11 protein-coding genes and 5 pseudogenes are annotated in these 11727 nt (G+C 66.2%); 10 read left to right on the forward strand and 6 right to left on the reverse strand.

What is annotated here, in order from left to right; translation table 11 throughout:
- Positions 1–194: 194 nt before the first annotated feature.
- Positions 195–803 (reverse strand): DUF6518 family protein, encoded by a 609-nt coding sequence (locus tag ACFFC4_RS21420; RefSeq protein ID WP_375504664.1) that lies wholly within the window; start codon positions 801–803, stop codon positions 195–197.
- Positions 804–914: 111 nt separating this feature from the next.
- Between ACFFC4_RS21420 and ACFFC4_RS21425 the strand changes: the two genes are divergently transcribed.
- Both ACFFC4_RS21425 and ACFFC4_RS21430 read left to right on the forward strand, forming a co-directional pair.
- Complete coding sequence (locus ACFFC4_RS21425) at positions 915–2153, forward strand: sensor histidine kinase (RefSeq protein ID WP_375504682.1); 1239 nt, start codon at positions 915–917, stop codon at positions 2151–2153.
- On the forward strand, positions 2150–2839 hold the full coding sequence (locus ACFFC4_RS21430) for a response regulator (protein WP_375504666.1): 690 nt from the start codon (positions 2150–2152) through the stop codon (positions 2837–2839). Before ACFFC4_RS21425 ends, ACFFC4_RS21430 begins: the two co-directional genes overlap by 4 nt.
- A 579-nt stretch (positions 2840–3418) precedes the next feature.
- Here the strand turns inward: ACFFC4_RS21430 and ACFFC4_RS21435 are convergent.
- Positions 3419–3502: pseudogene (locus tag ACFFC4_RS21435) on the reverse strand (SDR family oxidoreductase); the annotation flags it as partial.
- 58 nt (positions 3503–3560) lie between these two features.
- Positions 3561–4079, reverse strand: a complete 519-nt coding sequence (locus ACFFC4_RS21440) for an SRPBCC family protein (protein ID WP_375504668.1) — start codon at positions 4077–4079, stop codon at positions 3561–3563.
- 108 nt (positions 4080–4187) lie between these two features.
- On the opposite strand from ACFFC4_RS21440, the pseudogene ACFFC4_RS21445 reads away from it, so the two are divergent.
- A pseudogene (locus tag ACFFC4_RS21445) lies at positions 4188–5030 on the forward strand (helix-turn-helix transcriptional regulator).
- Between the two features lie 90 nt (positions 5031–5120).
- Here the strand turns inward: ACFFC4_RS21445 and ACFFC4_RS21450 are convergent.
- Positions 5121–6416, reverse strand: a complete 1296-nt coding sequence (locus ACFFC4_RS21450; protein WP_375504670.1) for a multidrug effflux MFS transporter — start codon at positions 6414–6416, stop codon at positions 5121–5123.
- Positions 6417–6471: 55 nt separating this feature from the next.
- Positions 6472–7335: an NAD(P)H-binding protein gene (locus ACFFC4_RS21455; RefSeq protein ID WP_375504672.1), complete on the reverse strand. Its 864-nt coding sequence runs from the start codon at positions 7333–7335 to the stop codon at positions 6472–6474.
- Between the two features lie 82 nt (positions 7336–7417).
- Here ACFFC4_RS21455 and ACFFC4_RS21460 point away from each other — a divergent pair, with 82 nt between their 5' ends.
- A complete protein-coding gene (locus ACFFC4_RS21460; RefSeq protein ID WP_375504674.1) occupies positions 7418–7846 on the forward strand; it encodes an Rrf2 family transcriptional regulator in 429 nt (142 codons plus the stop codon).
- A 71-nt stretch (positions 7847–7917) separates the two neighbouring features.
- Here the strand turns inward: ACFFC4_RS21460 and ACFFC4_RS21465 are convergent.
- Positions 7918–8556, reverse strand: a pseudogene (locus tag ACFFC4_RS21465) (SDR family NAD(P)-dependent oxidoreductase).
- Here ACFFC4_RS21465 and ACFFC4_RS21470 point away from each other — a divergent pair.
- The 6 genes and pseudogenes from ACFFC4_RS21470 to ACFFC4_RS21495 all read left to right on the forward strand — a co-directional run.
- Positions 8527–8941: pseudogene (locus tag ACFFC4_RS21470) on the forward strand (transcriptional regulator); the annotation flags it as partial. The pseudogenes ACFFC4_RS21465 and ACFFC4_RS21470 overlap by 30 nt on opposite strands.
- Positions 8942–9236: 295 nt before the next feature.
- A complete protein-coding gene (locus ACFFC4_RS21475) occupies positions 9237–9575 on the forward strand; it encodes an ArsR/SmtB family transcription factor (protein ID WP_375504676.1) in 339 nt (112 codons plus the stop codon).
- Entirely contained in the window at positions 9572–9700 is a 129-nt protein-coding gene (locus tag ACFFC4_RS21480; RefSeq protein ID WP_375504684.1) for a zinc transporter permease, read from the forward strand. Before ACFFC4_RS21475 ends, ACFFC4_RS21480 begins: the two co-directional genes overlap by 4 nt.
- Positions 9701–9834: 134 nt before the next feature.
- Positions 9835–10356, forward strand: a complete 522-nt coding sequence (locus tag ACFFC4_RS21485; protein ID WP_375504678.1) for a Fur family transcriptional regulator — start codon at positions 9835–9837, stop codon at positions 10354–10356.
- Positions 10357–10591: 235 nt separating this feature from the next.
- The gene (locus tag ACFFC4_RS21490; protein WP_375504680.1) at positions 10592–11278 is read left to right on the forward strand and encodes a L,D-transpeptidase; all 687 of its coding nucleotides are present in this window, start codon (positions 10592–10594) and stop codon (positions 11276–11278) included.
- Between the two features lie 111 nt (positions 11279–11389).
- A pseudogene (locus tag ACFFC4_RS21495) lies at positions 11390–11641 on the forward strand (cobalt transporter); the annotation flags it as partial.
- Positions 11642–11727 lie beyond the last annotated feature (86 nt).

Raw genomic sequence — 11727 nt, forward strand, 5'->3', positions numbered from 1 at the left:
AGGGCCTTCCCGCCGGCTGCGAAAGCATAAAGCGGGGGCCGGATGGTGCTCGGACTGTCCAATACGGGGATGAATTTCGACCGAGATCGTTCGCACTCACGGCCCCGGACGCTTTGCGGGTTGCTGACACGGCTGACAAGCGCGATGCATATGCGCTACAAGCTTCCTCCACCGACGGCCGCCGGGAAGTGGCCCTAACGGCGGGTTCGGGTCAAAGCCACCGTGACCAACGGGACCATGACGGCAAGCGCCATCTCGATGACGGCGGTCTGCCCGGCGTGATTCGACCCGCCGTCCGTGTGTGAGCGGCCAAGCTGGACCAGGGCCTCGAGCAGGAAGATTGCCCCCGCAAATGCTGCCGCGGCGAACCGGATGGCGGCCCGTCTGCTGCGCACGGCACCGCCGGCCCGCCCGAATAGCGGGCCGACGATGACCGCGAGGACTAGCCACAGCACGGCAACGCCGTCCCACAACGTAGCGGTGCTGTCGTGGCGGAAGATGACGCCTGCCAGGTAGTAGCTCTCGACGGCGATCGGCAACAGCACGAGTCCGGCTACGGCGCTGGCAGTGGCTGGCCGGACCGTTGCGCCCAGAATGAACGCTGCGAGCGCCCACACGGCGCCGGAGTTGGCCAGGTTGGCCCACGGATAGGGCAGCGTCGTTTGCGCGAGCAAATCCAAAGGCCCCAGCAGCAGTCCAGCGGCGATCGCCGTCATGAGTACCCGGGCGGTCGGGTATGACCAGCGTCCGGGCGGGTCGGCAGCGGCCTGAGGCGGGTGGGCCCGCATGGGCGTTTGATTCATGACTGCCACCATGGCACCGACGAGACCGCTTCGGATCCGCCGCAAGTACCGCGGGCGTCCTCCTGGGGTGCCGGCGCCGCGGCAGCCGCGCCCACTGACGTCGTGGCGCTGATGATCTGTGGTAGCTGTAGTTCTGTGTGCGGGCAAGAACCTTCTGATCGCCGCGGTCTGCGGTATCTCCGCGACGCTGCCCTTGCCCTGGCCTGGGTCGGGTTCGGGCTGTGGAACGCCGCCGCCCATTCATCGGTAAGCGTGGCGGTAGCGGTACTCGTGATCCTGACCTCCGCGGGCGTTGGTCTTTTTCGTCGCGCCCCGGCAGCGGCGCTGATGGTGCTCTGGGTAGCCGGGGCGATCCAAGTGCTGAGCATCAGCGATGTCCTCGGCGCGCAAGCCGGAGTGCTCGTGGTGGCCTATGGCACTGCGCGGTACGGTCGCCGGCTCACAGTCTGGCTCGCGGGCCTGTCCGTGCCCCTGGGTGCCGCGCTGACTGAGTATTACGTCTTCACCCACAGCACGGTGCTCCCATCGGCCATCGACGTCGCCGCTCCACTGCTCCGCCACACCGGCGTCGGCGTGACCAGCGCCTTCCTTCTCGGTACCGCGGGTCTCGGCATCCCCTGGACGCTCGGACTCGTGGGCCGGTTCAACGCCCGATACCGCCGATCGGCCGTAGAGCGAGAACGCGCCCAAGCTCGGGCATCAGAGGCCGAACTCAAAGAGCACCTGCAAACTGAGCAGGTCGAGCTCGCCCGAGACGTCCACGACCTGGTAGGCCACTCTCTCGCTGTGATCATCGCTCAGGCCGATGCGGCCCAGATCGAGGCGGGTGAGCAGGACAGCCTGGTCCGGGTGGCACTGGAGAACATTGCAGCGGTGGCCCGCAGTTCCTTGGGCGAGATACGGCAGGTACTGCAAGACACCCGTGAACGCACCACGAGCACCCCCGATCTGAACGCCCTCATCAACAGCTCACGAGTAGCGGGCCACGATGTCCACGAAAGCACCGTGGGCACGCCCATCGAACTCGCTCTGGAGACCCAAGCCATGCTGTATCGGGTCCTGCAGGAAATGCTCACTAATGCCATCAAGCACGGACAGCCGGGTAGTCGCATCGGACTCATCCACACCTGGGCGCCAACCTCTTACTCCCTGAGCGTCACAAACCACAGCAACCCCGCCGCGGACCAGCGGCGAACGACCAGGCCCGACGGAATGGGCGTCGATGGCATGCGCGCCCGCCTCGAGCAGGTCAACGGAACGCTGGTACTAACCCAACCCGACGGAACGGACTCTGATGCATTCACCGCAACAGCCCGTGTTCCGCTAGCCGAAAACCAGGCTCGCCCGTGACGACACCGATCCGCATCCTGATTGCCGACGACCAAGCCCTGTTCCGCTCAGGCCTGGCCGCGACCCTGTCTGCACAATCCGATCTCGACGTCGTCGCGCAAGCGGCGAACGGGCAGGAAGCGGTCACGCAGGTGGCAGAACTCGAACCAGATGTGGTGTTGATGGACATCAGAATGCCGGTCATGGACGGCGTCGAGGCCACCCGCCAGATTTTCGCTCCCAGCAGCGTCGCCAGGCGACACCGACCCACCCGCGTCATCGTGTTGACCACGTTCAACCTCGATGACCAGGCCGCCACCGCCATACGGCTCGGCGCCAGCGGCTTCCTCCTCAAAGACACCACCCCCGACTTTCTCGCCGCATGCATCCGCACCGTTCATGCCGGCAACGCCGTGATCGCCCCGAGCGAACTCACCACCTTGCTCGACCGACGACACATACACGCGGCACCGACTTCCCAGTACTTGACCCTGACCGAGAAAGAGCACCAAATCCTCTACCAGGTCGCAAGAGGACTGAGTAACAGCGAAATCAGTCAACAAACCTTCCTGAGCGAGTCAACAATCAAGACCCACGTCGGCAACATCCTGCGCAAACTCGCGCTACGCGACCGGGTCCAAATCGTCGTCTACGCCTACGAACACGACCTGACCCGACCCGACCCGACCCGACCCGACCTGACCTGACCTGACCTTCCGAACGCAGCACTCCCCCCAGCGCCAACATCAACGAGGTCGTGTCGCACCTGCCGTCCGCTCTGGACCGTCGGGCGGATGACGACCTCATCGACCTCGACGTCGCAGGCTTCTTCGACGCGAAGACGATGGCCCGAGCGATCGACCGCGGCGGTAGCGCGAAGGTGTCCCGGGCGGTCATGAGGTGGGCTCTCACGTCCGGGTTCGAGATAGTTTGCGCAGTCCCTCCGAGATGGCTGCGACGGCCTGCTTCGTTCCGGAGTAGACCGCCTGGTTGGGGCTCGTGAGTAGACGGCGGTCGAAGCCAGATTGACGAAGTGTCCGGCGCCCTGTTCGCGGAACAGGCCAACCGGCAGCGGCATAACGAACCTTCACGATTTCGGGGGAATCTCACTGGTCGGCCTGGGGCTCAACCTCGCTGCGTCGCGGACGACCCTCAGCTAACGGGTGGTCAGGTCGGCAAGCGGGCGGTGACTTTTCGGGCGCAGCGCATCGCGGCCCTGGTCGTTGTTCAGGTAGGTCGGGGTCCGGACGGTCTGTAGGTCGAAGGGACGTCAGCCACGACGGCGATCAGAGCCGAACCAGCCCGCCGTCAACGGCGATTGTCTGTCCGGTGATGAAGGCGGCGTCATCGGAAGCCAGGAAGGCGATGGTCCCGATCGTGCTCGAACTCCTGTGATGTCCTATCTGAGAGAGGTGGAGCTGCCGCTGCTCAGGTATGGGTTGCCTGGGTAGCGAGGTTCTCGGCGGCCGCGGCGGCCAGCTGGACCCCGGCCACCATGTAGCGCCGCCACAGCGGGGCCAAGGCCAGGTGGACCAGGGCGTAGCGGTGCCGCAGCGGCTTGAACTCATAGCACCAGCGGATCAGCGTGCCTTCGCCGTCGGGCGTGAACGTCCACTCCCCGCGGATGCCTTCGATGAGGCGCCGCAGCACTCCGGTGAACGCGGCCAGCTCATAGGCGAAGCTGTGCCCCGGCGTGTATTCGGTGAGGGTCTCCGTCGCGGTGGAGCCATCGGACAGATCCGGATTGCGCGACGCGCCGATCCGATCCCACGGCCCGGTCTGATTGTTCGCGCCCCGCACACCGGGAAACGGCCCCCAGCCGGTGAACACCAGCGACAGATCAATCGGCACGATGATGTCAGACGCCCGGCCCGGGCTGAGGGTTGTCCGCGTCTGCACGGTCACCGGCACCGTCCGGTCATCGGCGCCCACCAGCGGGCGCCACACTTGGTCTCTCTTCGGGAGTGTCATGCCTTCACCCTCGCCCGCCGCGGCAGGGCTATCCAGGGAACAGCAGTAACACCCACCCACCGTGCAGCGCTGCATGATGGACTTATGACGCCGAGCACCCAACTCGCGACCGCGCTGCGGAACTGGCGCGACCGCACCAGCCCAGCAGAGGTAGGCCTGCCCATCGGCGCCCGGCGCCGCGCGCCGGGACTGCGCCGGGAAGACCTCGCCCGCGCTGGCCTGCGTGTCGGTCAACTATCTGGTCCGACTCGAGCAAGGGCGAGCCACCAACCCCTCCTCCCAAGTGCTAACCGCCCTGGCCCGGGCCCTACGACTGAGCGAGGGCGAGCGCGACCTGCTCTACGTCCTCGCCGGCGCGGCTCCGCCCGCGGCCGGCACCGTGCCCCGTCACGTCGGACCTGGGATACAGCGCATCATCGACCGGCTGGCCGATACCCGGTCAGCGTGTACACAGCCAGCTGGGATCTGCTTCTCGCGAATCCCCTCTGGCAGGCCCTCTTCGGCGAATGGGAACAATGGACCGGACGACCAGCCAACTTAACCTGGCGCCTCTTCCACGACGACCTATCCGCGGTGCTCGGCAGCGATCTCGAGAACGACCACTTCGCACGGAGCATGGTCTCCGACCTACACGGCGCCGCCGGCCGGTACCCCGACGATCGTGGATTGGCCAGCATGATCACTGACCTCCGAGCGACTAGCGACCGGTTCACCCAACTCTGGGCCCGCTACACCGTGGCCCCGCAGGCCTCGGAGCGCAAGACCATCCGGTCGCCGACCGTGGGCCCCGTCACCGTCGACTGCGACATCCTCACCGCAGCGGGCTCCGATCTGCGCATCGTCGTCTACACCGCACGCCCTGGCAGCCCTGACGCCGACAAGCTCGAACTGCTCCGCGTCACCGGCATCCAGACCCTCGCACCGTGACGTCGTCGAGCAACTCGGCGGTGCGGCGTCCCGACAGTCATGTGTCGCGCACCAACCAGCGTGAGTGACCTTTTCAAAGTACAGGCAGTCCTACATCGCGGGTGATGATTCGAAGGTCGGAAGGTCAGCACCTGGATCGTCGCCGGCGTCATCGCTGGCGTTCGGGGTGGGTGTGCCAGCGGGGCGCTCCAGCGTCGCGAGTGTGATGGTCGCGGCAACTCCGAGTAAGGCGATGACGACGGCTGTTGGCAACGCTCCGTTCGAGGCGTGGATACCCACCAACGGTGCAGCCAGGCCACCGAACAGATACTGGCTGAAGCCGAGCAGTGCAGCAGCAGCGCCGGCGTTGGCGCCGTGGTGTTCCAGGCTCAACGCAGCCGCGTTCGGCAGCACCAGGCCCACGCTGGTAACCACGACGAAGAACCCGGCGAGTAGCGGCCACAGTCCGGCTCCGGCTGTGACGAATACGAACAGGGCGACACCGCCTACGGCCGAGCCGATTGCGCCGACACTCAGCAAGAGTCGTGCCTCAACGTGGCGTACGAGTCTGCCGCTGGCCTGAGCCGCAGCAACCAGTCCGAGCGCGTTGACCGCGAACACGATGCTGTACTGGCGCGGCGACAGACCGTGCAGGTCCTCGAGAACGAAGGGGGACCCGGAGATGTAGGCGAACATGGCCGAGAACACGAACGCGTTGGTGAGCGCGTAACCCACGAGACTTCGATCTTTCAGCAGGCGGACGTACACTTCTCCGGTCGCTCGCAGTCCGCCGCTCTGCCGTGACTGGCGAGGCAGACTCTCCGGCAGCCAGCCGACGCAGGCGATGAGCACCGCGCCGCTCAGGGCCGCCAACGCGACGAAGATCGCGCGCCACCCGGAGAGGCTCAGGATCTGCGCGCCTACGAGGGGGGCCAGGATCGGTGCGAGGCCGGTGACGAGCAGCAACAGCGAGAAGTAGCGGGCCGCCGCGTTCCCGGTGTAGCGGTCACGAACGCAGGCGTAGGCGATGACGAGAGCGAACGCGCCGCCAACGCCTTGCACGCCGCGGAACAGAATGAGCAGCCAAATGTTCGGCGCGAGAGCACACGCAAACCCCGCGACCGCGTACACGGCAACTCCGATAAGCAATGGCCGGCGTCGTCCCAGCGCGTCGCTCATCGGTCCTGCCAGCAGCTGACCGACGGCCAAACCGATCAAACAGGTCGTCACCGTCAGCTGAGCCATGGACGCCGAGCTGCTCAGGTCGTCGGCCAAGCGAGGCAGACCGGGCACATAGGCGTCGGTCGATAGCGGCCCGAGCGCAACCAGCGCTCCGAGAATAAGGAGCACAGATATGCCGCGCGCGTGGGATCCGTCCGTTTCGGCTTCGGCGGTTGGTTGGGTCATCGTTCCGACTTCTTTCAGTCAAGCGGGGTGGGGGGCGGTGTGGCGTCACACGGAGCTATGAGGACGTCCGCGTTGCCCGAAGAACGTCCGCCAGCGCGGTCGGCTGGCGCCCGGTCAGATCGGCGACCGCGGTGCTGACATTGCCGAGGTAGCCGTCACGGATCGACGCACCGAAGGACGCGATCAGCGCCGCGACCTGCTCGGATAACCCGGCCTTGCGAAGGCCTGCGGTGAACGCCTCATCGTCGACGCTGACGAACTCGACGTGACGTCCGCCGAACTCCCGCGCGGCAGCGGCCAGATCCGCGCCACTCAATGCCTCAGGTCCGGTGACGTCGTAGATGACGCCCTCGTGACCGTCCTGGGTCAGCACCGCCGCAGCGGCCGCCGCGCAGTCCTCACGGGTTACGTAGGCAGTGGCACCAAATCCGCTGTTGGTCACAAGCTGGCCCGCAGCGATGGCGTGCTCGATTCCGGGTATCTGCATATGGGCGTAGAGGTTGTTGCGCAACACCGTCCAGTGCACGTTGCTGTCGCGCAGCGCCTGCTCCGTGCCGGCGTGATCGGCGACCACCTGGGCGGGATTCTCCGAGACCGGTTCCGGCACCGAGGTGTACGCGATGTGCTGGACACCCGCATTTGCCGCCGCCGCGATCGCGGCCCGCTGCGCGTCCAATCGGGAACCGACAGCGTCCGTGGAGATCAGCAACAACCGATCGACCCGGACGAAAGCGCCTCCGAGAGTGTTCGGGTCAGTGAAGTCGACTCGTCTCACCTCAGCGCCACGGGCTGCGAGGTCGGCCAGCAGCTCGGGGTGCCTGGTGGTGAGAACGACCTCGCGCGGGTCGACCACCTGCATCACCAACTCGGCGGTGGCGCGTCCGAGGGGGCCGGAAGCGCCGGTGATAGCGATCGTCATCTCTGGTTCTCCAATTGCACTTGTCACGATTGCGAATAAGCTGACTGTAGCTGTGACGGCTACAGTATGACAACATGGAGTCATGGCGACATCGAGGAACACGCAGTTTGCCGTCGCTGTGCACGTGCTCACCTACCTGGCGGGCGAAGGCCAAGGCCGGACAGCGAGTTCCGACGAACTCTCGCAGAGCACCAACGTCAACCCGGTCTATGTGCGCCGAGTGCTGGGCCCGCTGCGCGAGGCCGGGCTGGTACGGTCTCGGGCCGGAAAGCACGGCGGCTGGGAGTTAGCCGCAGACGCCGGGGACATCACGCTCGCCCAGGTCTGGCGCCTGCTGCAGGGCACCGACCCCCTACTCGGCCTGCACGGACCCAATCCCTCGTGTGAGGTCGGCCGTAGCGTCCAACACTCGTTGGCCGCGCTCGACGACGCGGTCACGCGCGCGGTCGCAGACGAACTCGAACGGTTCACGGTTCACGACATCCTGCTTCATAGCCTGCCAAAAGGCTGAAACGTGAAGCGGCAACGGCTCGTCGACCGTCTGCTGCACGGGTCGCTGATTTGGCGCTTGTTGGCGTGTCCTCAGCGATTCGGCAGTGTGTTGAGCGACTGTGATCGCCGGTACACCAGTTCGGCATATGTACCGTCCCGCTCGGCCCAGCGGTGCATGAGGACAGCCCTGACGAGGATTTCGTGGGCGGTCGGCTCCCAATTCGGCGACCTCGACGCCCGTCCCCGCCAGCTGTGCCCTGAGTGATTCGGTGTAGGCGTGCACGCCCGCTTTCGATGCGCCGTAGGTAGGCATGAGTGGGAACGGCAGGAAGCCGATTCCCGAGCTCACCGTGAGGATGGTTCCCGGCCCACGGGCCATGAGGTGCGGAATGAAGGCGTGGACGACGCGGATGGTGCCGAGCAGATTCGTGGCGATCGTCTTCTCACTCGCGGCGATGTGCGCCGGGCCGCGCGGGTCTTCGATGAGCATGACACCAGACACCGTCACGATGTCGTCGAGGTCGGGGTACGCATCGAGCACTTCATCGCGCGCACGATTGAGTCCAGACCTGTGACGTCAATCCGGACGGTTTCGAGTCCGTCCTGCGGCTCAGGGTTCCGGCCGCCGACAATGACCGTGCTGCCGGCAGCAACGAATTGGCGAGCGAGTCCTAGCCCGATTCCTGACGCGCTTGCACGCGACCCGAGCACGTGCCCGCCTGGCTGCACCACCTCCTCGCTGCGGTTGAGGTGCCGGCGTTCATCGAGGCCGAGCGTTCGACGTGCTCGCATCCAACCCACTCGCGGTTGCTCTCTCTCCTCGGTTGCGACCGGGCGAAAACCGGTTACGTTCCCTGCTCCTCGACCCTGAGGAACGTGAGTTCTACGCTGATTGGGAGTAGGCAACATCAGAATTCATCGGAGCGTTCCGCATGTCCGCTGACGAGAGCACCGATGATGCGCGCATCGTCGAGCTCGTCGGCGAGTTAGCTTTGGCCAGCCCACGGTCCCGTGCGCTCTGGGCCCGTCACGACGTCCGCCCACTCGCGGGCGGCACGACCAGCGTGAACCATCCCGTCGTCGGAAAACGCAGCTCCACCGCGACAAACTCCCAACGGTGACCTGACCCTCGTCCTGTACACCGCGACAGAGGAAGCCACTGCGACACGGAGTCCAGTACCTGTCCGTCGCCGTCAGCGAGCATCTTGACGTCGCCGAATCAAGCCCTCGACCGGGCCATCGGGTCGTCCTATGACGAGTTGGCCGAGCCCGTGATCGACCTCTACAAGACCGAGTTGATCAGGTCGCGGAGGCCATAAAAGGGATGTTGGGGTATCACTTTCAATGAAGCGCCTCTGTCCTCATTTGTTATTGCATGCACATATTGCTATGTGTTAGTTTTCACAGCTGTGTCCGATGAACAGTACGAGGCAGCCGGCGAGCTGCTGAAAGTGCTGTCGGCGCCCATCCGGTTGGCAATCATCACGACGCTGGCCGCGGGCCCGGCGACGGTCAACGCCCTGACCGTCGCCGTCGGACACTCGCAACCTCTGGTGTCCCAGCACCTGCGCATCCTGCGCGCCGGTCGGCTGGTGCATGCCACGACCGAAGGCCGCGAACGGGTCTACGAGCTCGTCGACGAACACGTCGCCCGCATCGTCGCCGACGCCATTCGGCACACCGCCGAACGCACGGCGGCACACCCACACGACCGAATCCGAGACCCAACGACAGGAACCAACACATGACTACCGCCACCCACACCGAGCACACCGGCCGCGGTCACGTCGCCGTCCCGCACGCCGATCACGTCGACTACGTCCACGACGGGCACCGCCATGCCGCTCACCACCGCCACGTCGACAAGTACTGAGCCGTCGACGGGCACTGAGTCGACAGCAGGCCGTCTCGGACGCCCCGGCTGCGGGAGGAGCATCGTGGCCCTCTGGCCGCCCGGGTCGTGGAACTGCCGCGAAGGGGCGTCGACATCGATCAGGAGGCGAGGACATGAGTTCAGGTAGGGCACCGCGAGCAACGACCGCCCGGGCGCCCCGACCCGAACCGGCGCCCGCGACGACCCAGAGTGGGGGTCGGCAGCGCAGCACCAAGCAGGCCCGGGCAATCGAGACCGCGCTGGGCGCAGCGGACGGATTCCGCACCGCGCACGAGCTGTTCACCGAATTCCGCGCCGCCGGCGAACGAATCGGGCTGACCACCGTCTACCGCCACCTCACGCTGCTCGCCGACACCGACCGCGCCGACGTCGTGCACACTGCGGACGGAGAAGCGCAGTACCGGTTGTGCGGACCCCGCGACTCCGAGAATCCCGACGAGCACCACCATCACGTGGTCTGCCGCGTCTGCGGACGCAGCGTCGAAGTCTCCGGCCCCGAAGTCGAGGCCTGGGCTGAGCGAGTCGCTACCGCCGCCGGCTACACCGACATCACGCACACCGTCGAATTGTTCGGCCTGTGCCCGCAGCACTCACCCGCGACGACTCGCAGCAGGAAACGCAAACCTCGCCCGTAGCTGGGCACAGCCACCCTCACTGCGGGCGGGACTGGTCGCAACCGTCCGGGCGACGACGGGTTGCTGAAGGGATCCAACCCCACGTTGGCACCCTCGGCGCGGCGGGCGTGGCGATTTGGGGTCAAACGTGGCCCTGTGTCACGCTGAGATCGATGGTTTCTCTTCGGACGGCGCAATGAGCGCGCACCGCTCCGCCCCCCGAAGCCGCGCTTACCGCGAACGATGGGCGGGGTTTGTGCAGCGTTACGGGTGGCGCGCCTACGCGCTGCCCATCCTCAGCGTGGTCACCATTGCCGCCCTTCTCCAGCACGACCCACGAAGCGCTGCGGCGAAGGATTCCCCCTGGTCCGCCGCTGGACACGAAATAGCGTCGCCGGCGCGTTCCGATGTGCCCAGGGACCTACCGACCACACCCTCGACCCGCCCAGCCGGCGTTCAGGTCGAGGGCCTCACCGCCGGCGACGCCGGCTTCGACGCCGGGTCGACCCCGGCCCCCGTGGTCATCAATCTCGGCGACGACGGGGTGTCGTGCGCGACGAACACCTACCGCCGGCTCGTGTTGGTGAGCATAAGCAAGCAACATCTGTGGGCGTGCCAAGGCGGCCGGCAGGTCAGCGACACCCCGGTCACCACCGGCGCCACCGTCGACAACGACCAGACCCCGCTGGGATCGTGGCGGGTGCAGGCCAAGCAGCGCGACCGCTACCTCGTCGGCCCCGGCTACAAGGACTACGTGCACTACTGGGTGCCGTTCAACGGAGACTTCGGCCTGCACGACGCGCCATGGCAGACCATGGCCTTCGGATCGAAGAACTGGCCCACCCAGGGCTCGCACGGCTGCGTGCACGTGCCAACCGCGACGATGACCTGGATCTACCACTGGGCCGCAGTCGGCAGCACCGTCGTGACAATCGAGAGCTAACAGAGTCCTCGAGGTAGTACGGCGCCGCCGAATCGAAGCTAGTACAGCCTAAGGTGAATACAGCGGATCTTGTATCACGCGCTTACCGATCTACTCGGCGTGGTGCTGGCCATCGACCCGCCTGTTCCAGCGACGGCACGCAGGACTGCTGCTGATGAGCACCCTGTCCGTTGCCTCCCCGCAGCGGCCGACAACCCCGCCGCGCTCACCCGCCGCATCCGGCTGCTCGTCGCTGTCACGATCAGCTACCACGTCGCAGACGCTGTCGTCGCAATCGCCGCCGGCGCCGTCGCGTCCTCGACCGCCTTGATCGGCTTCGGCATCGACTCAGTCATCGAGGTCAGCTCAGCCGTCGCCGTCGCCTTGTCGCCGGACTCCAACTGGCAGGAGGACATATTCGAGGTGCGTGGATGCTTGGTCTCGTCGAAGGGGTGATGAGCCGGGGTGTA

The organism is uncultured Jatrophihabitans sp., from assembly GCF_964244045.1.
Lineage (GTDB): Bacteria > Actinomycetota > Actinomycetes > Mycobacteriales > Jatrophihabitantaceae > Jatrophihabitans.